The organism is Sphingomonas sp. BK481 (assembly GCF_014194875.1).
GTDB lineage: Bacteria > Pseudomonadota > Alphaproteobacteria > Sphingomonadales > Sphingomonadaceae > Sphingomonas > Sphingomonas aerolata.
In genome coordinates this window covers 317,905-338,977 of record NZ_JACIAP010000001.1, presented here as the reverse complement: position 1 = coordinate 338,977, position 21,073 = coordinate 317,905, and the positions used below count along the sequence as shown (strand labels likewise).

At 68.0% G+C, this 21,073-nt stretch carries 20 protein-coding genes; 13 read left to right on the top strand and 7 right to left on the bottom strand.

Annotated features, from left to right (window positions below):
* The first annotated feature begins 12 nt into the window (after positions 1-12).
* Genes FHY04_RS01525 through FHY04_RS01515 form a run of 3 tightly spaced genes read left to right on the top strand, consistent with a single transcriptional unit; the run spans position 13 to position 2,037 of the window.
* The gene (locus FHY04_RS01525) at positions 13-864 is read left to right on the top strand and encodes a YgcG family protein (RefSeq protein ID WP_183935166.1); all 852 of its coding nucleotides are present in this window, start codon (positions 13-15) and stop codon (positions 862-864) included.
* A gap of 1 nt (position 865) precedes the next feature.
* Positions 866-1,537 (top strand): TPM domain-containing protein, encoded by a 672-nt coding sequence (locus tag FHY04_RS01520; protein WP_183935165.1) that lies wholly within the window; start codon positions 866-868, stop codon positions 1,535-1,537.
* Positions 1,534-2,037: an NUDIX hydrolase gene (locus tag FHY04_RS01515; RefSeq protein ID WP_221211589.1), complete on the top strand. Its 504-nt coding sequence runs from the start codon at positions 1,534-1,536 to the stop codon at positions 2,035-2,037. Before FHY04_RS01520 ends, FHY04_RS01515 begins: the two co-directional genes overlap by 4 nt.
* A 57-nt stretch (positions 2,038-2,094) precedes the next feature.
* Here FHY04_RS01515 and FHY04_RS01510 read toward each other — a convergent pair whose 3' ends face one another.
* Positions 2,095-2,376 (bottom strand): ETC complex I subunit, encoded by a 282-nt coding sequence (locus tag FHY04_RS01510; RefSeq protein ID WP_031440756.1) that lies wholly within the window; start codon positions 2,374-2,376, stop codon positions 2,095-2,097.
* A 9-nt stretch (positions 2,377-2,385) separates the two neighbouring features.
* On the bottom strand, positions 2,386-4,917 hold the full coding sequence (gene hrpB / locus FHY04_RS01505) for an ATP-dependent helicase HrpB (protein ID WP_183935446.1): 2,532 nt from the start codon (positions 4,915-4,917) through the stop codon (positions 2,386-2,388).
* Positions 4,918-5,057: 140 nt separating this feature from the next.
* On the opposite strand from hrpB, the gene FHY04_RS01500 reads away from it, so the two are divergent.
* Genes FHY04_RS01500 through FHY04_RS01490 form a run of 3 tightly spaced genes read left to right on the top strand, consistent with a single transcriptional unit; the run spans position 5,058 to position 9,484 of the window.
* Positions 5,058-7,577 (top strand): penicillin-binding protein 1A, encoded by a 2,520-nt coding sequence (locus FHY04_RS01500; protein WP_183935164.1) that lies wholly within the window; start codon positions 5,058-5,060, stop codon positions 7,575-7,577.
* Between the two features lie 57 nt (positions 7,578-7,634).
* Complete coding sequence (gene prfB / locus FHY04_RS01495) at positions 7,635-8,762, top strand: peptide chain release factor 2 (protein WP_031394840.1); 1,128 nt, start codon at positions 7,635-7,637, stop codon at positions 8,760-8,762.
* 2 nt (positions 8,763-8,764) lie between these two features.
* On the top strand, positions 8,765-9,484 hold the full coding sequence (locus FHY04_RS01490) for a class I SAM-dependent methyltransferase (protein WP_183935163.1): 720 nt from the start codon (positions 8,765-8,767) through the stop codon (positions 9,482-9,484).
* A 34-nt stretch (positions 9,485-9,518) separates the two neighbouring features.
* Here FHY04_RS01490 and FHY04_RS01485 read toward each other — a convergent pair whose 3' ends face one another.
* Positions 9,519-9,911, bottom strand: coding sequence for a JAB domain-containing protein (locus FHY04_RS01485; protein ID WP_183935162.1), 393 nt, complete (start codon positions 9,909-9,911; stop codon positions 9,519-9,521).
* A gap of 85 nt (positions 9,912-9,996) precedes the next feature.
* On the opposite strand from FHY04_RS01485, the gene FHY04_RS01480 reads away from it, so the two are divergent.
* From FHY04_RS01480 to FHY04_RS01450, 7 genes are all read left to right on the top strand, one after another.
* Positions 9,997-10,791, top strand: a complete 795-nt coding sequence (locus tag FHY04_RS01480) for a thymidylate synthase (protein WP_183935161.1) — start codon at positions 9,997-9,999, stop codon at positions 10,789-10,791.
* Positions 10,792-10,878: 87 nt separating this feature from the next.
* Positions 10,879-11,397, top strand: coding sequence for a hemerythrin domain-containing protein (locus tag FHY04_RS01475; protein WP_031395906.1), 519 nt, complete (start codon positions 10,879-10,881; stop codon positions 11,395-11,397).
* 165 nt (positions 11,398-11,562) lie between these two features.
* The gene (locus tag FHY04_RS01470) at positions 11,563-12,027 is read left to right on the top strand and encodes a dihydrofolate reductase (RefSeq protein ID WP_031440006.1); all 465 of its coding nucleotides are present in this window, start codon (positions 11,563-11,565) and stop codon (positions 12,025-12,027) included.
* Positions 12,028-12,154: 127 nt separating this feature from the next.
* Complete coding sequence (locus FHY04_RS01465; protein ID WP_183935160.1) at positions 12,155-13,078, top strand: bifunctional riboflavin kinase/FAD synthetase; 924 nt, start codon at positions 12,155-12,157, stop codon at positions 13,076-13,078.
* Positions 13,079-13,151: 73 nt separating this feature from the next.
* Positions 13,152-16,067: an isoleucine--tRNA ligase gene (gene ileS, locus FHY04_RS01460; RefSeq protein ID WP_183935159.1), complete on the top strand. Its 2,916-nt coding sequence runs from the start codon at positions 13,152-13,154 to the stop codon at positions 16,065-16,067.
* Positions 16,060-16,563, top strand: coding sequence for a signal peptidase II (gene lspA, locus FHY04_RS01455; RefSeq protein ID WP_031395901.1), 504 nt, complete (start codon positions 16,060-16,062; stop codon positions 16,561-16,563). Before ileS ends, lspA begins: the two co-directional genes overlap by 8 nt.
* Positions 16,556-16,969, top strand: a complete 414-nt coding sequence (locus FHY04_RS01450; protein ID WP_031440002.1) for a DUF3035 domain-containing protein — start codon at positions 16,556-16,558, stop codon at positions 16,967-16,969. The genes lspA and FHY04_RS01450 overlap by 8 nt, the downstream gene beginning before the upstream one ends.
* A gap of 222 nt (positions 16,970-17,191) precedes the next feature.
* Here the strand turns inward: FHY04_RS01450 and FHY04_RS01445 are convergent, their stop codons facing one another.
* The 4 genes from FHY04_RS01445 to FHY04_RS01430 form a co-directional block, all read right to left on the bottom strand.
* A complete protein-coding gene (locus FHY04_RS01445; RefSeq protein WP_183935158.1) occupies positions 17,192-18,040 on the bottom strand; it encodes a TorF family putative porin in 849 nt (282 codons plus the stop codon).
* Between the two features lie 222 nt (positions 18,041-18,262).
* A complete protein-coding gene (gene bluB / locus FHY04_RS01440) occupies positions 18,263-18,916 on the bottom strand; it encodes a 5,6-dimethylbenzimidazole synthase (RefSeq protein WP_183935157.1) in 654 nt (217 codons plus the stop codon).
* 38 nt (positions 18,917-18,954) lie between these two features.
* On the bottom strand, positions 18,955-20,166 hold the full coding sequence (gene metC, locus FHY04_RS01435) for a cystathionine beta-lyase (protein ID WP_183935156.1): 1,212 nt from the start codon (positions 20,164-20,166) through the stop codon (positions 18,955-18,957).
* A complete protein-coding gene (locus tag FHY04_RS01430; RefSeq protein WP_183935155.1) occupies positions 20,163-21,023 on the bottom strand; it encodes a sulfurtransferase in 861 nt (286 codons plus the stop codon). The genes metC and FHY04_RS01430 overlap by 4 nt, the downstream gene beginning before the upstream one ends.
* Positions 21,024-21,073: the final 50 nt, after the last annotated feature.

The following is a 21,073-nucleotide window of genomic DNA, read 5'->3' as shown; positions in this document are numbered from 1 at the left end:
GGGGCCGGCGGCATGATCCGCGTCCTCGCGGCGCTCCTCTTCGCGGTGCTGCTCGGCAGCGGCACCGCAGGCGCCCAGACCTTCCCGAAATTCACCGGCTTCGTCGTCGACGCGGCGAACGTGATCCCGCCCGAGCAGGAAGCGGCGCTCACCAAACGACTCGACGATCTGCAAAAGGCGACGGGCAACCAGCTGGTCGTCGCGACCGTCGCCGATCTGCAGGGCTATCCGATCGAGGATTATGGCTATCGCCTGCTGCGGAACTGGGGGGTCGGGCTGAAGGACGCCAATAACGGCGCGATCCTGCTCGTCGCGCCGAACGACCGCAAGGTACGGATCGAGGTCGGCTATGGGCTTGAGCCGGTCCTGACCGACGCGTTTTCGAGCGTCGTGATCAACCAGCAGATCCTGCCGCGCTTCAAGGCCGGCGACATGACCGGCGGGATCGTCGCGGGCACGAATGCGGTCGCGGACCAGCTCGCTTTGCCCGACGCCGAGGCCCGCGCGAAGGTCGGCGCGGCGGCGGCGGAATATGACAAGACGCATCGCCGCGCGCCGTCCGGCAACGGTGGCGGCGTGCCGATCGAGCTGATCATTTTCGGCATCGTGGCAGCCGCGATCGTCATTCCGATGATCTCGCGGCGTGCCGGTGGTACCCGCTATTCAAGCGGTGGCGGCGGCAACGGGACACTGCCGATCGTGTTGTGGAGCATCGCCAACGAGATGTCACGGCGCGGCGGCGGCGATGGCAGCAGCTGGGGCGGCGGTGGCGGCGACAGCGGCGGCGGTGGCTGGATGGGCGGCGGTTTTGGCGGCGGCGGCGGCGGTTCTGCCGGCGGCGGCGGCGCATCGGGGAGTTGGTGACATGCGGTTGAGCGAAGCCGATCACGGCCGCGTCACCGCCGCGGTGACGCAGGCCGAAACCACGACGACGGGCGAGATCGTCACGATCGTCGCGCGCCAGTCCGACGCCTATCACGACGTCTCGCTGCAATGGTCCGTGCTTGCCATGCTGCTGAGCCTTGCGGTGCTCGCGCTGCACCCGGTGGCGGCCGACCAGATCTATGCGCGGCTCGTCGATCCGTGGGCGCAGTCGGCACCACAGGGCGCGTTGTTCGCGATCGCGCTCGTCCTGACGACGCTGGTGTTCCTGGGCATGCGCCTGCTGCTCACTATCCCCGCGTTGCGACTCGCGCTGACGCCGGGCGCGACGAAATCGCGGCGGGTGCGCAGGCGTGCAGTGATGCTGTTCCGGGCGGGCGCGGAAAAGCGCACGCGCGGCGCGACCGGCGTGTTGCTGTACCTGTCGCTTGCCGAACACTGCGCGGAGATCGTCGCGGACTCGGGCATCCATTCGCGCGTGCCGAACGAGATCTGGGGCGCGGCGATGGCGGCCGTGCTCACCGCGGTGCGCGACGACCGGCCGGCAGACGGCATGGCCGATGCCGTCGCGCAGATCGGCACGGTACTCGCCGAGCATTTCCCGCGAACCGGTGCGGCGATCAACGAACTTCCCGACAGGCTGATCGAATTATGAGCACGACCGTATGGGCGGGCAAGTTCCTGACCGTGGAGACTGAAGGCACCTGGGAATATGCGGAACGTCGCGGGCAGATCGCCGCGGCCGTGATCGTCGCGATCGACGCGGGCGACGTCATTCTGGTCGAACAGTTTCGCGTACCGCTGGGCCGCGCCTGCCTCGAACTGCCCGCCGGGTTGGTGGGTGACGAGACCGCGGGCGAGAGCGTCGCGGTCGCGGCCGGGCGCGAGCTCGAGGAGGAAACCGGCTACCGCGCGGCCGCGATCGAGGATCTGGGGCTTTTCTATTCGTCGCCGGGGATGACGTCCGAATGCTTCACCCTGGTTAGTGCGACCGGCCTGACCAAGGTCGGCGACGGCGGCGGCGATGGTGACGAGAACATCACCGTGCACCGCGTACCGCTCACCGACATTCCCGCCTTCGTCGCGGCAAAGCGCGAGGCGGGCGTTGCGATCGACGCGAAGATGCTGTTGATCCTCGCGGGATCCATCCTCTAGCGACGCGCGCGCTGAGCCGTTTTCAACCCCGTCGCCGGAACGGCGTCGGGTAGTCGCTTATTTGAAGTTGTCCGCGTAGCTCTGCAGCTTCAGCGTCTTCTGCGGCGCCGGTACGACCGTGTAGCCGAACCCTTCACGCTCGCAATGCGCGATCGCGGCCTCGGCGGTCGGGAAGAACAGGCGGAGCTGGTCGCGCGTGTCGCCGCTGCCGGCCCAGCCGGTCAGCGGGTCGGGGCGCTTGGGCTCCGAGGGTTCGAATTCGAGCTGCCAGCTGTCGGTCCGGTGCTTACCGGACTGCATGGCGTTCTTGGGGCGCTGGAAGATACGGGCGGTTGGCATGGGCCCCCCTTATCGCGAAGTTGCGCCCCTTGCATCCGCCTTTTTCGTGCGCAGCGTCGCCGATGCCGCGGCGGGATCGTCGGGCCAGGGATGCTTGGGGTAGCGACCGCGCATTTCCTTGGCGACCGCGACCCAGCTCCCCGCCCAGAACCCGGGCAGATCGCGCGTCGTCTGGATCGGGCGTCCCGCCGGTGACGTGAGGCTCAGCACCAGCGGGACGCGCGCTTCGCCGATGGTCGGGTGCACGCCGAGCCCGAACAGCGCCTGGACGCGCAGCTCGACACGGGGCCCTCCCTCGGCGGCATAGTCGATCGCGTGCGTGCTGCCCGCCGGACTCGTGAAATCGGGCGGCGCGAGGCGGTTGATCGTCTGCATCGCGTCCCAGCCGAGCAGGTTGCGCAACGCCTCGACGAGTGCCCCCGGGGCGATCGCATCGAGTCGGCGCTTTCCGACGAGCAGCGGCGCGAGCCATTCGTCCAGACGGTCGAGCAACGCCGCATCGTCGAGCGGCACGCCTGCATAGGCGGCGCGGTCGCGCAACGCCTGCCCGCCGTCGCTCCACGGCAGCAGCGAAAGACCGTGCTCGCGAACCGCCTCCAGCAGCGCAGCGAGGATCGCGTCGGGATCCGCGCCGCTGTCCGGACCACTCGACAGCCGGATCGCGCCGAGCCGCCGGTCGCGCAGCGCTTGGATGCCGCCGGTCGCCGGGTCGAAGCTGACCATGCGGCGCGATTCGATCCGATCGGCGAACAGCGCCTCGACCGTCGGCTGGTCGATCACCGCCGCGGACAGGATCCGCGCGCCCGCCGCGGACCCTTGCGTATCGGCGACCGCGAGCCATTCCGCGCGGGCGAGCGGCGAGGTCGGATCGAGCCTGAACCCCCGCCCCCCGACCGACGCCCAAGTCTCGCCCGACGCATCGCGACGACGCGCAACGCGGTCCGGAAACCCCAGCGCCACGCAAACATCTACCCCCCCTCCCGCAAGCGGGAGGGGGTTGGGGGGTGGGCTCGCGCCATCCGCGGTGCGCGACGTCGAAACCGGGCGCCCACCCCCCGGCCCCCTCCCGCTCGCCGGAGGGGGAGCGAGTTTGGCCCATCTATCCGCCATCCCGCGCGCGGCCTGCGCCTTTGCGCCACGTTCGGTCTTCCAGCGGCGCAGGCGGGTTTCGACATCGACGTCTTGGCCGCCGATCCCGCGCTCGCCGAGCAGCACCGCGACCTGCGCGGCGACCTCGGCCAGCCCCCGCTCTCCGGCGCGCAACAGCATATGGGCGAGGCGCGGCCGCATCGGCAGCTTCGCGATCGCACGGCCATGCGCCGTCGGACGACCGTCCGCGTCGATCGCCTCGAGCGTCGCCAGCCGGCGCAGCGCCTCGTCGATTGCCGCGGCGGGCGGCGCATCGATCCAGCGCAGGTCGCGGGGATCGGCGACACCCCACAAGGCACAGGCGAGCACCAGCGCGGACAGATCAGCCTCGAGGATCTCGGGCGAATCATAGCGCGGCAGCCCCGCGGTCGCGGCCTCTTCCCACAACCGGTAGGCGGTGCCGGGGCCCAGACGCGCGGCCCGGCCGGCGCGCTGCGTGACCGCGGCCTGGCTCGCGCGTTCGGTGACGAGGCGGGTCATGCCCGCCGCGCGGTCGTACCGCGGGCGCCGCGCGAGACCCGAATCGACGACGATCCGGATCCCGTCGAGCGTCAGGCTGGTCTCGGCGATGCTGGTCGCCAGCACGACCTTGCGCCGGCCATCGGGTTCGGGAAGGATCGCCGCACGCTGCGCCGCCGGATCGAGGCTGCCATGGAGTTCGTGCACGACAATCCCGTCGGGCAGGTTCGCGAGCCGGTCCGCGGTTCGTTCGATCTCCGCGACGCCGGGCAGAAAGGCGAGCACGCCACCCTGTTCCTCGCCGAGAGCCCGGCGGATCGCCGCCGCCATGCCATCCTCGATCCGCGCCTCTGCCGCGCGACCGATATGCCGCAGCGTCAACGGATAGCTGCGCCCCTCGCTCTCGATCACCGGCGCGTCGTCCATCACCGCCGCGAACCGCGCGCCGTCGAGCGTGGCCGACATCGCGACGAGTCGCAGGTCGGGGCGGAAGCCCGCCTGCACGTCGAGTGCGAGCGCGAGCGCGAAATCGCCGTCGAGGCTGCGTTCGTGCACCTCGTCGAACAGCACCGCGGACACCCCCGCCAGTTCCGGGTCGGACTGGATCCGCGCGACAAAGATGCCCTCGGTGACGACCGTGACGCGCGTCGCCGCGGATCGCTTGCTGTCCATCCGCGTCGCATAGCCATAGGTCCGGCCGACCGGCTCGCCCGCCGTCGCCGCCATGCGCTCCGCCGCGGCGCGCGCGGCGAGGCGCCGGGGTGAGAGCAGCAGGATCTCGCCGGTGCACCAGGCTTGCTCGAGCAGCGCAGGCGCGACCGCCGTCGTCTTGCCCGCGCCCGGCGGCGCGACGAGCACGGCGGAGGACCGCGCACGCAGCGCAGCGAGCAGGTCGGGCAGGACGGCAAGGATCGGAAGCGGCGGCGGGGTCATCGCCGCCTGCTGCCACAGATCGATCGTGGCGCAACCGCTTTTCAGGGGTCCGCGCACCACCGCGACCGTCGTGTCCAGCCCCCACCCCGCCGAACGCGGCTGGCAAGGACGCGCGAACCTGCTAGACGCGGGGCACGAATATGGCGTCCGATCCTTCCCCAAACTCTTCGACGGCGACCCGCCGGACCACCGACAGGCTGCGCGGCAGTGTCGCGCGCGTCTGGGCGAGCCGCTGGACCAAGGCGGCGCTCGCGTTGTTCGGCCTCGGGCTGATCGCGCTGTTCGGCTTCTGGCTGATCGTCGTCCGCGACCTTCCTTCGGTCGATACGCTGCGCACCTACGAACCGCCCTTGCCGACCAATGTGCGCGGGATCGATGGAGCCCCGATCCACAGCTATGCGCGCGAACGTCGCGTCGAGCTCAGCTTCGCCGAATATCCGCCGATGCTGATCAATGCGTTCCTGGCGGCGGAGGACAAGTCGTTCTTCGAGCATCACGGCGTCGACTTTCCGGGGCTTGCCGGCGCGGTCTTCGACTATGTCTCGAAGATCGGCAGCGGCCGACGCGCCCGCGGCGGATCGACGATCACGCAGCAGGTCGCCAAGAACCTTCTGATCGGCAACGAATATTCGCCGACGCGCAAGCTTCGCGAAGCGGTGCTGGCGTATAAGATCGAGGATACGCTGACCAAGCCGCAGATCCTCGAACTCTATCTGAACCAGATCGCGCTTGGCCGGAACGCGTTCGGCGTCGAAGCCGCCAGCCACGCCTATTTCGACAAGGACCTCGACCAGCTCGATCTCGCACAGATCGCCTATCTCGCGATCCTGCCCAAGGGTCCGTCGAATTACGATCCGGTGCGCTATCACGACCGCGCAATGACGCGGCGTAACTATGTGCTCGACCGGATGCTCGAGAACGGCTTCATCACCCGCGCGCAATTCGACGCGGCGAACGCCGAACCGCTGGGCGTCGTGCTGCGACGCACGCCGCGGTTTGAAAGCGTCGGCGGCTATTTCGTCGAGGAAGTCCGCCGCCAGCTGATGGCCAAGTTCGGCGAAAGCGCGAAGGACGGCCCTTACAGCGTTTACTCGGGCGGCCTCTGGGTGCGGACCTCGTTCGACACGCGGTTGCAGGATCTGGCGCAGCAGGCCTTGCGTGATGGCTTGGTCCGCTTCGACAGCGGGCGCGGCTGGAACGGGCCGATCCGCCATGTCGAGATCGAGGACGACAACTGGCTCCAGCCGTTGCTCAACAGCAACATCGCGCTCGATTACCGCAATTGGGTGGCGGCGATCGTGACCGGCAAGGACGGCAATAGCTGGAGCCTGGGCTTCCGCACCGGCAAGACCGGCACGCTGCCGCGCTATGCCGCGCAGATGGCGGTGCGCGGCAAGGGCGGCAATGCGTTCGGGGCGATCAAGACGGGCGACATCATCGCGGTCGCGCCCGAAGGCGGCGAGTTCGCGCTCCGGGCAATCCCCAAGGTTTCGGGTGCGTTCGTCGTCGAGGAGCCTGCCAGCGGCCGCGTGCTGGCGATGCAGGGCGGCTTCGACGACCGGCTCCAGGCGTTCAACCGCGCGACCCAGGCGATGCGCCAGCCCGGATCGACGATCAAACCGATTGTCTATTCCGCCGCGCTCGACAACGGCATGACGCCCGCCTCGATCATCGTCGACGGGCCGTTCTGCGTCTATCAGGGTGCGCGGCTGGGGCAGAAATGCTTCCGCAACTTCGGCAATTCGCGCGGCGCCGGGCCGCACACGATGCGCTGGGGCATCGAACAGTCGCGCAACCTGATGACGGTCCGCGCCGCCGCGCAGACCGGCATGCCCAAGGTCGTTGCCACCATCAAGAAGATGGGGGTGGGCGATTACGCGCCCTATCTCTCGTTCGCGCTGGGCGCCGGCGAGACCACCGTGGGGCGGATGGTCAACGCCTATTCGATCCTCGCCAACAACGGCAAGGGCGGGCCGCCGTCGCTGATCGACTTCGTCCAGGATCGGCACGGGAAGGTGATCTGGCCCGAGAACTGGCGCGCCTGCGACCGATGCAACGCACCCGATTGGGACGGCAAGCCGATGCCGCGTCCGGTCGCGCGCCAGCGCCAGGTGCTCGACGCGATGACCGCCTATCAGATGGTCCACATCACCGAAGGCGTGGTGCAGCGCGGTACCGCGGTGACACTGCGTGATCTCGATCGGCCGATGTTCGGCAAGACGGGCACGAACAATGGCCCGACCGACGTCTGGTTCATCGGCGGAACCCCGCAATATGTCGGCGGGCTGTATATCGGCTTCGATACGCCGCGGAACCTTGGCAGCGCGGCGCAGGGCGGCACGCTGGCCGCACCGATCTTCAAGCAGTTCGCGGTCAAGGCCTATGCCGATCTGCCCAAGCTGCCATTCCGCGCACCCGCGGGCATCCGGATGGTCCGGATCGACCGGGGGAGCGGCCGCCCGGTCTATGGGACATGGCCGAACACCGATGATCCCAAGCCGGGCGTCATCTGGGAAGCGTTCAAGCCCGAAAGCGAACCGCGGCGTGCCGCGCGCCGTGCGGGCCCCGCCCCCACCACCACCACCGCGCCGACCGCCGCCCCCAAGGCAGAGGCTCCGCGCGACAGCGATTTCTTGCAAAGACAGGGCGGAATCTACTAGCCGTCCCCATATTCCGGGGCTGGCCGATCATGCCGGTCCCAACACTGGAGAATACCCATGCGCGCCGAAGCGCAGGCTCACGTTGACACCATCAAGGACGCGCTGGCGCTATTGCGCCGTTTTCTCGACTGGGACCGCGCACTGCGTCGTCTCGACGAGCTGAACGCGCGCGTCGAGGATCAGGCGCTCTGGTCGGACCCCAAGGCTGCGCAGGAGGTGATGCGCGAGCGTCGTCGTCTCGACGAGGCGATCAGCGCGACGCGCGCGATCGAGAGCGAGCTCAGCGACACATCCGAGCTGATCGAGATGGCCGAGGCCGAGGGCGACACCGCGATGGAAGCGGACGGCGTCGCCGCGCTCGCCGAACTTGCCGCCCGCGCGGACAAGGACAAGATCAAGGCGCTGCTCGCGGGTGAGGCCGATGCCAACGACACCTATATCGAGGTCAATGCTGGCGCCGGCGGGACCGAGAGCCAGGACTGGGCGGGCATGCTCAGCCGGATGTATTCGCGCTGGGGCGAACGCCACGGGCTGAAGGTCGAATTGGTCGACCAGCATTCGGGCGAGCAGGCGGGGATCAAGTCCGCGACGCTGCTGCTGAAGGGCGAGAACGCCTATGGCTATGCCAAGACCGAGAGCGGCGTTCACCGGCTGGTGCGGATCAGCCCGTATGATTCCGCGGCGCGTCGTCACACGTCATTCGCCAGCGTCTGGGTCTATCCGGTCGTCGATGACAATATCGAGGTCGAGTATAACGAGAGCGACCTGCGCATCGATACGTATCGCGCATCGGGCGCAGGCGGCCAGCACATCAACACGACCGATTCGGCCGTGCGCATCACGCACGTCCCGACCGGCATCGTCGTCCAGTGCCAGAACCAGCGATCGCAGCACAAGAACAAGGCCGAGGCCTATAACCAGCTCCGCGCGCGCCTTTACGAGCGCGAGCTCGCGATCCGCGAGCAGGCGGCCAATGCCGAGAATGCGTCGAAGACCGATATCGGCTGGGGCCACCAGATCCGGTCCTATGTGCTGCAGCCGTACCAGATGGTGAAGGACCTGCGGACCGGCGTGGTCTCGACTAGTCCGTCGGACGTGCTCGACGGCGATCTCGAGGCCTTCATGGCCGCCGCGCTGTCGCAGCGTGTGACCGGCGAGGCGGTCGAGGTGGAGGACGTCGATTGAAGATGACGCGCGTCCTGGCCCTGCTGCTGTCTCCGTTCTGGCTGCTGGCGGCATGCGATGGCAGCAAACCGCTGATCCAGCGTGAACCCAAGGATGCGGGCCCCTTCCCCGCCGCCGACCGGCCGGTCGCGTCGATCGTTTCCGCGCGCTGGTCGAACGAGGAGGCGCGCGACCGGCTGAACGAGGCGGGCGAGGTCATGACCAAGGCGGATATCCGCAAGGGCATGACGGTCGCCGATATTGGCGCAGGCGAGGGCTATTACACCATCCGCGCCGCCGCCCGCGTCGGCAAGGATGGTCGCGTTCTCGCAGAGGACATCGTCGCGAGCGTGCGCGACCAGCTGGCGGAGCGCGTCGCGCGTGAGGACCTCGCCAATGTCAGCGTGCGACTCGGCGAAGCCAATGATCCAAAGCTCCCCCCGGCGAGTTTCGACCGCGTGCTGATGGTGCACATGTATCACGAGATCGAGCAGCCCTATGAGTTCCTGTGGCGGCTTCGCCCTTCGCTGAAACCCGACGGACTGGTCGTCGTCGTCGATGCCGAACGCGAGACGCGCAACCACGGCACGCCGCCCGCACTGCTCAAATGCGAGTTCGCGGCGGTCGGCTATACGCAGGTCGACAGGGACGAGATGCCGTCGGCGGGCGGCTATATGGCCATGTTCCGCGCGACCGGCCCGCGCCCCGCGCCCGAGGCGATCCGCGCCTGCCGGACGAAATAGCGCCACCGGGCGGAGCAAGTATTGCTCCGGACCGTCAGACCACCCCCATCGCGCGCAGGCTCGCCACCCGGTCGCCAGCGATCACCACGTGATCGAACAGCACGACCTCCACGGTCCGCAACCCGGCCGCCAGCGCACGGGTAAACGCCACGTCGCGCGTACTCGGGGTCACGTCCCCGCTCGGATGATTGTGCGCGATCACCACCCCCTGCGCCGCGAACGCCAGCGCATCGGCAGCGATACTGCGCACCGCGATCGGCACCTGGTCGCGCCCGCCCGCCACATGCCGCATGCCCAAAAGCCTCCGATTCGGATCGAGATAGGCGACAGCCACCGCCTCAGTCGGTGCATGCCCGAGCCTTGCGAACAGCGCGCATGCCGCTGCAAGGTCGGCAATGATCGGAGCGGAGGCGGGCGACGCGGGCACCACCTCGACTGCCGCATCGCCGCCCCTGTCGCATCCACAACTGCATCCGCTTGAGCGATCCGTCCCGCACCGCTAGGCCGTCGCGATGCGCCAATATCTAGACCTCATGGACCGCGTGCTCTCGACCGGAGTCGAGACGATGGACCGCACCGGCACGGGCACGCTCAGCGTTTTCGGCGCCCAGATGCGTTTCGACCTCGCACAGGGCTTCCCCGTGCTGACGACGAAGAAGCTCCACCTTCGCTCGATCATCGTCGAACTCCTGTGGTTCCTGCGCGGCGACACCAATGTCCGCTGGCTGCAGGATCGCAAGGTCGCGATCTGGGACGAATGGGCGGACGAGAGCGGCGATCTCGGCCCCGTCTATGGCAAGCAATGGCGTGACTGGGTGGCCGGCGACGGTCGCCATATCGACCAGATCGCCGAGCTGGTCGACCAGATCAAGACCAACCCTGCCTCGCGCCGCCAGATCGTCTGCGCGTGGAACCCGGGCGATCTGCACGCGATGGCGCTGGCCCCCTGCCACTGCCTGTTCCAGACGCATGTCGCGAACGGCAAGCTCTCGCTCCAGCTCTACCAGCGCTCGGGCGACATCTTCCTTGGCGTGCCCTTCAACATCGCCAGCTACGCGCTGCTGACGCATATGCTCGCGCAGCAATGCGGGCTTCAGGTCGGCGAGTTCATCTGGACCGGCGGCGACTGCCACCTCTATTCGAATCATCTCGAGCAGGCGCGACTGCAACTCGGCCGCACCCCCGGCCCGCTCCCGCGGCTCGAGATCGTGCGCACGCCCGACTCGATCGACGCGTATGAGTATGAGGATTTCGTACTCCACGATTACGTCGCGCAGCCGCACATCAAGGCACCCGTCGCGGTGTGAACCCGCCGCCCGAACAGAGAGCGAATCGCAATAGGAACCCGTGACGGCGCGCGCGGTTGACCGTCCGAACCCATTCGGAAGGCCATCATGGACATCACCCAGCTCATCCTCGACGAACACGCCCAGCAGCGCGCGCTGTTCGCACAGATCGACAGCATCGACGCCAAGGACACCGAGGCGCTTTCGGCACTGTGGACCCGCCTCAAGAACCTGCTCGACGCGCATGCCGAGGCGGAGGAGCGCTTCTTCTACCCGCGGCTGATGAAGATAGGCACCGGCGGCAACGACGCCGACTCGGCCGCCGAGGAGACCGAGGACGCGATCGAGGATCACAACGACATCCGCGAAACCGGCGAAGCGGTCGACAAACACCCGGTCGGCTCGGACGCGTGGTTCGAGGCGGTCGGCGAATGCAACAAGGCGAACAGCGATCACCTCGCCGAGGAAGAGCGCCAGGGCCTGACCGACTTCCGCAAGCATGCGACGCTGGAAGAGCGGCACGAGCTGGGCGTCCGGTTCGCGGCGTTCGAGGCGAACCACCTGAACGGCGTGAAGGTCGTCGAGAAGGATCCCGAGGCGTACGTCAAGGAACACGCCCCGAACTGATCCGCCCGCTTCTTACCACCCCGGCGAAGGCCGGGGTCCAGGTGGAAAGGTGGTCGTAACGGAGCGCGGTCTTTCACCACCGACGTCCCCCAACTGGGTCCCGGCCTTCGCCGGGGTGGTGATACAAGCATAGCCCCCCGCCCCCATATCCGGCATGATGCGCCGATGATCACCTTCTACCTCGCCCGCGCCAGCAACGGCGTCATCGGCCGCGACGGCCAGCTCCCCTGGCGCCTCCCTGCCGATCTCAAGCGCTTCAAGGCGCTGACGATGGGCAAGCCGATGGTGATGGGCCGGAAAACGTTCGAGAGCTTCCCGAGCCCCCTCCCCGGCCGCCGCCACATCGTCCTCACCCGCGGCCACTGGCACGCCGACGGCGCGGAAGTGGCGCATTCGATCGACGAGGCGCTCGCGATGGCCGGCGACGACGTCGCGGTGATCGGCGGCGCGCAAATCTATGCGCAGCTGCTCCCCCATGCAGACCGGATCGAGCTCACCGAAGTCCATGACGAGCCCGAAGGCGACGCCATCGTCCCCGCGTTTGACGGCTGGCACGAGATCGCCCGCGAAGACCACCCGGGCGAAAAGCAGCGTCCACCCTACAGCTTCGTCACCCTCACCCGTCGGTAAAGACTGTTCCGCCGCGAAGGGGGCAGCTCGGACTGGACTCCCGCGCTCGCGGAAGAACAAGGAGGCGCGGGAGACAACGACACGGAAGGACTATCGTCATCCGCGGCGTCTGGGTACTGACCCGTGCATGCAACGGCTCGACGGTGGCGCATCCATCCCTTCGCATCTGGCGGACGGGATCGTGGCGCTGGGTAATTTCGACGGATTCCATCTCGGTCACCAGGCGGTGGTCGCGCGCGCGATCGCGTGGGCCAAGGCGGAGGGGCGCCCCGCGCTGGTGGCGACGTTCGATCCGCATCCGGTCCGCCATTTCCGCCCCGATACGCCCGCCTTCCGCCTCACCACGCTCGACCAGCGCGAGCGGCTGTTCGCAGACGCTGGCGCCGATGCGATGGTGGTGTTCCATTTCGACGGCGATCTCGCCGCGCTGACCGCCGAGCAGTTCGTCGCCGACCAGCTCGAACGCAATCTAGGGATCGGCGGCGTGGTGACGGGCGAGGACTTCACCTTCGGCCATGCCAAGAGCGGCACGGTCCACACGCTCGCCGCGCGCGGCCCGGTCCACGGCTTCCGCGCGGAAACCGTCGGCGCGGTTGCGCTGGATGGCGAGACGGTGTCCTCGACCCGGATCCGCGAGGCGTTGCGTGCCGGCGACATGGCGACCGCGACGCGGCTGCTGACGCGTCCGTTTGCGATCGAGGGCGTGGTGCAGCATGGCGACAAGCTCGGTCGCACGATCGGCTATCCGACCGCCAATCTCGACATGGGCAACTATCTGCGCCCCGCCTACGGGATCTACGCGGTGACCGGCCGGCTGGACGACGGCCGCGTGCTGAAGGGCGCGGCGAATCTCGGCATCCGCCCGAGCTTCGATCCGCCGAAGGAACTGCTCGAACCGCATTTCTTCAATTTCACCGAGAACCTGTACGGGCAGACGATCGAGGTCGCACTGATCGACTATCTGCGCCCCGAGGCGAAGTTCGACAGCCTCGACGCGCTGATCGCGCAGATGGACATCGACTGCGACCGCGCGCGCACCATTCTGGGCTGACTGCGCCACTGCTGGTGCGTGCGGGAGGGGGGATGGCAACGGGCCCCCGGCTCGGCTACAGCCCGCCCCACCTATGACCGACGCACCCGCCCCCGCCGCGCGCGATTATCGCGACACCGTCTTCCTGCCGAAGACCGACTTCCCGATGAAGGCCGGTCTCGCCGCCAAGGAGCCGGCGATCCTCGAGCGCTGGGCCAAGCTCGGCATCTACGACCGGCTGCGCGAACAGCGGCTCGGGCGCGAGCGGTTCATCCTGCACGACGGCCCCCCGTACGCGAACGGCGACATCCACATGGGCCATGCGATGAACAAGGTCCTGAAGGATATCATCGTCCGCTCGCAATCGCTGATGGGCAAGGACGCGCCCTACGTCCCCGGCTGGGACTGTCACGGCCTGCCGATCGAGTGGAAGGTCGAGGAAGCGTATCGCGCGAAGAAGCTGAACAAGGACGACGTCCCCGTCGACCAGTTCCGCGCCGAATGCCGCGCCTATGCCGAAAAATGGGTCGCCGTGCAGAAGGGCGAGTTCGAGCGGCTCGGCGTGATGGGCGACTGGGCCGATCCGTACCTCACGATGAAGTACGACGCCGAGGCGACGATCGTCGGCGAACTGCTCAAATTCGCCGAGAGTGGCCAGCTGTACCGCGGTGCGAAGCCCGTGATGTGGTCGCCGGTCGAAAAGACCGCGCTCGCCGAGGCCGAGGTCGAATATGAGGACATCGTCTCGACGCAGATCGACGTTGCCTTCGAGATCGTCGACGCGCCGAACGCGCCCGAACTGGTCGGCGCGCATGCGGTGATCTGGACGACGACGCCGTGGACGATCCCGGTGAACCAGGCGCTGAGCTATGGAGCCGAGATCGAGTATGTCTGCGTGCTTGCGGACGATCGCTATGTCGTGATCGCCGAGCATCTGCTTGATAGCGTTCGCACGCGCATTGGCTTCGATCTTTGGTCGGAGAACATCAAGTGGCGCGGTAAGGGTTCGCAACTGGAAGGCGCGACCGCACGCCACCCGATGCACGCGCTCGGCGGCTTCTTCGCAAAGCCCCGCCCGTTCCTCCCCGGCGGCTTCGTCACCACCGACGCGGGCACCGGGCTCGTCCACATGTCGCCGGATCACGGCGAGGACGATTTCGAGCTCTGCAAGCAGTACGGCATCGACCCCGTCTTCGCGGTCGACGGCGCAGGCATGTACCGCGCCGACTGGGCCTGGCTCGGCGGGCAAGGGTCGGTCATCAACAAGAAGTTCGTGGCCGCGGACGGCCCGATCTGCACCGACCTGCGCGCGACCGGCGCGCTGCTCGCGGCGAGCGACGACTTCAAGCACAGCTACCCGCATTCGTGGCGCTCGAAAGCGAAGGTGATCTTCCGCGCGACGCCGCAATGGTTCATCCCGATGGATGCGGCCACGTCGGTCGGGACCCAAGGTGCTTCGACTTCGCTCAGCACGAACGGGGTTGGGGATGCTGACTCACCCACGGTAGGGGTTGAGGCCGGGGGCATCGACGCATCCACCCCGTTCGCCCTGAGCGAAGTCGAAGGGCCTGGGTCGAGCAACGGCGCAACCCTCCGCGAGATCGCGCTCGACGCGATCGCCGCGACCACCTGGATCCCCGCACGCTCTGAAAACCGGATCACGTCGATGGTGCAGGGCCGCCCCGACTGGGTCATCTCGCGCCAGCGCGCCTGGGGCGTGCCGATCGCGCTGTTCGTCAACCGCGTCACCGGCCAGTACCTCAACGACCCCGCGGTCAACGCGCGCATCGTCGAAGCCTTCCGCCAGAACGGCGCGGATGCGTGGTACGCCGACGGCCACCAGGCGCTGCTCGGCCCTGACTATGCGCTCGCCGACTATGAGGTCGTGAAGGACATCCTCGACGTCTGGTTCGATTCGGGCTGCACGCACGTCTTCACCGTCGAGGCGCGCTACGGCGAAGGCACACGCGCCAACCTGTACCTCGAAGGGTCGGACCAGCATCGCGGCTGGTTCCAGTCGAGCTTGCTCGAAAGCTGCGGCACGCGCGGTCGCGCGCCCTATGACGCGGTCCTCACCCACGGCTTCGCGCTCGACGGCCAGGGCCGCAAGATGTCGAAGAGCCTCGGCAACGTCGTCGATCCTCTCAAGATCATCGGCGAGAGCGGCGCGGACATCCTGCGCATGTGGGTCGCCTCGACCGACTATTTCGACGACGTGAAGATCGGCAAGGAGGTGCTCGCCACCGCGTCGGATTCCTACCGCAAGTTGCGCAACACGTTCCGCTACATGCTCGGCGCGCTCGAGGGCTTCGACGAGTCCGAGCGTGTCGCGGTGTCCGACATGCCCGAGCTCGAGCGCTATGTGCTCCACCGTCTCGGCATGATCGACACCGAACTGCGCCAGGCGGCCGAAGGCTATGAGTTCAACCGCTACACGCGGCTGCTGACCGACTTCGCGAACGAGGACCTGTCGGCGTTCTTCTTCGATATCCGCAAGGACTCGCTTTACTGCGACGCGCCCGGCGACGTGAAGCGCCGCGCGTACCGCACCGTCCTCGACGTGCTGTTCCACGCGCTGGTCCGCTACGCCGCGCCGGTGCTGTGCTTCACCGCGGAGGAAGTCTGGCAGTCGCGCTTCCCGAGCGAGGACAGCTCGGTCCACTATCTCGAATGGCCGTCGCTCCCGTCGCTCGACGCGGACGATGTTGTCGGCGCCAAGTGGCAGGAAATCCGCGCCTTGCGCGTCGCCGTCACCGAGGCGATCGAGCCGTTGCGTCGCGAGAAGACCGTGCGGTCCAGCCTCGAGGCCGAGATCACCGTCCCGGCGATGCTGCTCGACGCCAACGCGCTGGCCGAGGCATTCATCGTCGCCAAGGTCACGCCGGGCGATGCGGTCACCGTGACGCGCACCGACTTCCACAAATGCGGCCGATGCTGGCGCCACCTCCCCGAGGTGACGACCGACGGCGAGCTCTGCGACCGGTGCGAAGAGGTGGTGGCGCATGCGTAACCTGCCAAAGGCCGGCTTCGGGGCGGCGATCGCGCTGTTCCTCGCCGACCAGCTCAGCAAATGGGCCGTAACGCGCCCGCTCGGGATCGATTCGCTCGGCGATGCGCAGACGATCACGTCGTTCTTCGACCTGCGCTTCGTGCCAAATATCGGCATTTCGCTCGGGTTGCTGCCCGCCGATGGCCATCTGACGCGCTGGGCGCTGGTGCTGCTGACGGGGGCGATCTCGGTCGGGGTCGCAATCTGGATGACGCGCGAAAAGAACCGGGCAGATCAGATCGCGCTGGGCTTCGTGCTCGGCGGTGCGGTCGGCAATATCCTCGACCGGATCCGGCTCGGTTATGTCGTCGATTTTGCCGACCTGCATATCGGCGAGTGGCGCCCGTTTTTGGTCTTCAATGTCGCGGATGCAGCGATTACTGTCGGCGTGCTCGTCCTGCTTGTCCGGGCGCTGCTCGTGCGCGAGAAGCCCCCTGTGGAGAATTCCCATGCGTAAGTTTGTGCCCCTGGCTGCCGGTCTGGCGAGCGTCGCGTTGCTGTCCGGCTGTGGCGCCGGCAAGAGCCTCGATCGTGCGCGACCGGACGAGTTCGCCGTCGCCCGCCAGGCTCCGCTGGTGATCCCCCCCGATTTCGCGCTGGTCCCGCCGCAGCCGGGTGCCGCACGGCCACAGGATACCGCCGCGAACGCCCAGACGCTCGACGCGCTGTTCGGCGGCACCGCTGCGCGCAGCCCTGCCGAAGCCGGTGTGCTGAGCGAAGCGGGCCCCAGCGCCGCCGATCCCGGCATCCGGTCGAGCGCGGGCGATCCCGGCACGACCGTGATCGACAAGGGTTCGACCACGCGCGACATCGTTGCCGCCCCCGAAGGCGACGGCCAGGATGCGCGCGCAACCGCCAACTGATCGGTTGCTGCAAGACGCGAAAAAGGGCGGCTCCCGCAGGGGGGCCGCCCTTTTTCGTGTTCGGTCGATGGCCACCCCGCCCGCCAGCCCCTGCTCCGTAGGATACCCCAGCTTCCGCTGGGGTGACGAGAGGGAGGCAGGAAGCGGCCGTGCAAAATGCCGCAACCGCGCGCTCCCGCCGTCCCAGCCGAACGCCAGGACGACGACAGCACCCGCGCTACGTCAGAACGCGGCGGTCAGCGACGCCAGCACCTTCCCGTTGGCGATCGAACCGACGCCGTCCTGCCCACGGCTGAAGCTCGGCTGGAGATACGCCGACTCCGCCTTGCTGATGTCGGTATCGACATAGGCAACGCCCAGGGTCAGCGGCGTGCCCGGAATCACGTAATCGGCACCCACCAGCCAGTCGAAATATTCGCCGGTCGGCGACACGCTGGTGGCGAATGGCCCGAGCCCCTTGTTGCCGTTCGAATAGCCGACATGCGCCTTCACGGTCAGGCCGGTATCGGGAATGCCGCTGCTGACATCGCCCCACAGGTACAGGTTCGAATCCTTGGCGTTGACGCGGTCATAGACCCCGTTGGCGGCCGAGGTGCCGTTCGAATACCAGGGGCCCAGCGCCTGCTGCTTGGGCGCATAGGCGACGCCCGCGGTTAGCGCGACCGGGCCGGCGGTGCCCGAGAGCTTGGCATAGGGCTCGATGAAGTCGGTATTGTCGAAGCCCGACGGGTACATGTACCAGGTCGCGCCGACGTCGAGCGTGCCGCCACCGACGGGAAGCTTGTACCCGGCGATGAGGTCGAGCTCCATGTTGGCGCCGCCGAACGTGCCCCAGCCGGCGAGGTTCGATCCCCAGGTGCCGATATAGACGCCGCTCTTGTGCGCGATCGTGATGCCGCCCTGGACCGCGAGATTTTCGTCCGACTGCGACACGCCGCGAAAGCGATAGTCGCTGACAAGTCCGACCGATCCGCTGACCGTGACGTCCTTGGGTGGCGCCGTATCCTGCGCGAACGCAGGGGGTGCGGCAACCAGCGCGAGGCCGCCGAAGAGGATAGTGGAGAAGCGCATCGTTTCCCTTTCGAAACTGGAAATTCGATGTCCCCGCCTGCACCCGCGGACGCCGCATCTATCGAGGCATGGCCTCCGAGCACGGTCTTTCCTGCGGTGACAAATGAATGACAGTCGTTGATGCACTGCACAAGCGATTATTGCGCCAGGCGCGGTGTTGACGCCATGGATGTTGCGCACCGGCCACACCGTCTCGGTCACAACGCTCGGGTGCGCGCCGGCCTATCGACGCAGGATCGGCGTGCGACGCGGCGCTTCCCACCCCTCGCGCGCCAATTCGGGCATGTCCGCGTTGCTTTCGGGATAACCGAGGCAGAGATAGCCGACGAACCGCCATCGCTCCGGCACGCCCGCAATGTGCGCGATCCGCGCGGGGTCGAGGATCGAGACCCAGCCGAGCCCGATCCCCTGTGCGCGCGCCGCCAGCCACAATGTGTGTATCGCGATCACGGCGGAATAGGCGACGCTTTCCGGCATGGTCTGACGCCCCAGACCATGACCCTGGCTCGGATCGGGTTCGACGAACACCGCGATGTGAACGGGCGCCTGCTCAAGCCCGGCAAGCTTCAACCGGGCGTAGAGCGCGGCACGCGTCTCATCCTGGCCGGCCAGCGCGGCGGCGTTGCAGGCGGCAAAGTCCGCGCGGATCGCGTCGCGTCGCGCGGGGTCGTCGATCGTGACGAACCGCCAGGGCTGGCTGAGCCCGACCGACGGCGCGGCGTCGGCGATCGCGAGCAGCGCGTCGACTGCGCCCGCGGGCAGCGGATCGCGCCGGAACCGGCGGACGTCACGGCGCCAGCGGAACAGCAGATCGAGCCTAGCCTGAAACGCCGTATCAAAGACCGGGCCTTCAGCGTCGGGCGGTTCTGTCTGCATGACACGCTGTACCCGCTCACGTCCGGCGAGCAAGGCCGCTAGCCGCGCACCGCCCGAAAGGCGGCGAGCCCCGCGTCGAGATCGGCGATCAGGTCCGCCGGGTCCTCGAGCCCGATCTGAAGGCGGATCATCGGCCCGGCGACCTCGCGGCGGGTGACGCTGCGATAGCGGTGCGGATCGACCGGCAGCGCCAGGCTTTCGAACCCGCCCCAGCTATAGCCGATCCCGAACAGCTCGAGCGTGTCGATCAGCGCGGCCCGCGACGCCTCGTCACCGCCGTCCAGCACGAACGAGAACAGCCCGCTCGATCCCTTGAAATCGCGCACGAACAGGTCGTGCCCCGGGCAGCCAGGCAGGGCCGGATGCAGCACCTGCGCCACCTCCGGACGCGCCTCCAGCCACTGCGCGATCGCCAGCGCGCTCGATTGATGCTGGGCCAGCCGGACCGCCATCGTTCGCAGCCCGCGACTGCCGAGCCAGCAGTCGTCGGGACTGGCGATCTGCCCCAGCTGAAAGCTCGTCTCGCGCAGCGCCTTGAAATGGCCGGGCCCTGCCGTCACCGATCCGAGCATCGCGTCCGAATGGCCGACGACATATTTGGTGCACGCCAGGATCGTCAGATCGACGCCGTGGCCGATCGCCGGAAAGAACAGCGGCGTGGCCCAGGTATTGTCGAGCAGGGTCGTCACGCCGCGCGCGCGCGCGGCCGCGACAATGGCGGGGATGTCCTGCACCTCGAAACTGAGCGAGCCGGGACTTTCCATGAAGATCGCGCGGGTCTTCTCGCCGATCAGGTCGGCGATGCCCGCACCGATCAGCGGGTCGTAGAAGCGGGTCGTGATGCCGAACCGCTTGAGCAGGCCGTTCGCCATCCCGCGCGTCGGGTCATAGGCGCTGTCGACCAGCAGCAGTTCGTCGCCCGGCGACAACACCGAGAGCAAAGCCGCCGCGATCGCCGCGACCCCCGATCCATAGAGGAACGTGCCTTCCGCCCCGGGTTCGAGCGTGGTCAGCGCATCCGCAAGGCTCCACTGCGTCGGCGTCCCCTTGCGGCCGTAGAACAGCCGGTGATGCGTATCGCGGGTCGCGCTGTCGCGGAGATGGCTGACGGAGTCATACAGGATCGTCGACGCCCGCCAGACCGGCGGACTGACGATCGCCCCCTCCCCGACACCACGAGTCCATTCCGCGCGACGTCCGGCGAGCACCACCTTGGTGGCGTCGCCGACCGGCCTTGTCGTTTCGGTCATTGCGTTCCTGTCGCCTTCGCGCCCATTGCCTTCGGCGTCGACGGATCGCCGCCCCATTCCGACCAGCTGCCGTCGTACAGCGCGGCTTCGTTGCCAAGGAGGTGCGCGCCGAACGCCAGCACCGCCGCGGTGATTCCCGATCCACAGGTCGTCACGATCGGCCTGGCGAGATCGATGCCCGCGCCTTCGAATGCCGATCGCAGCGCGTCGCCGGTCTTCCACGTGCCGTCCGCGTTGAACAGCGTGGCATAGGGCAGCGATTTGGATCCGGGGATATGCCCCGATGCGGTGCCAGGTCGCGGGTCCGCCTCGGCACCGGTGAACCGGGGGGCGGAGCGTGCATCGACGACCTGCTCGGCGCCGCTCGACAGGTTCGCGGTTATCTGGTCCTTCGTGCGAACAGCCTTGTCGTCGGCCCAGATGGTGAAGTGGCGATGCCGCACCGCCTGCTTGCCCGACTCCGTCTCGCGCCCTTCGGCCTGCCATTTGGCCAGACCGCCGTCGAGGATCGCGACATTGTGCGCACCAAAGGTCCGCAGCATCCACCAGGCGCGCGCCGCCGTGCGCCAGGGCGAGCTGTCGTACAGCACGATGCGGCTGCCATCGCCGAGCCCGAGCGACTGCATCCGGCTGGCGAACTTGGCAGGCGACGGCAGCATGTTGGGCAGGTCGCTGTCGGTGTCGCGAAGCTCGGCGAGGTTCATGAACACCGCGCCCGGAATATGCGCCGCCGCATAGTCCGCCGCAGCGTCGCGACCCTCGGCATAGGTTGCGTCGACGACCCTGAGATCGCCAGCGCCCGGGACGCTGGTCTCAAGCGCGTTCGCCAACCATTCGGTGCTCACCAGCGTGTCCATGCCCTGCCCTCCTGACGGTTGGCGCGGATAGTAACCGGCGCACGGCCGAA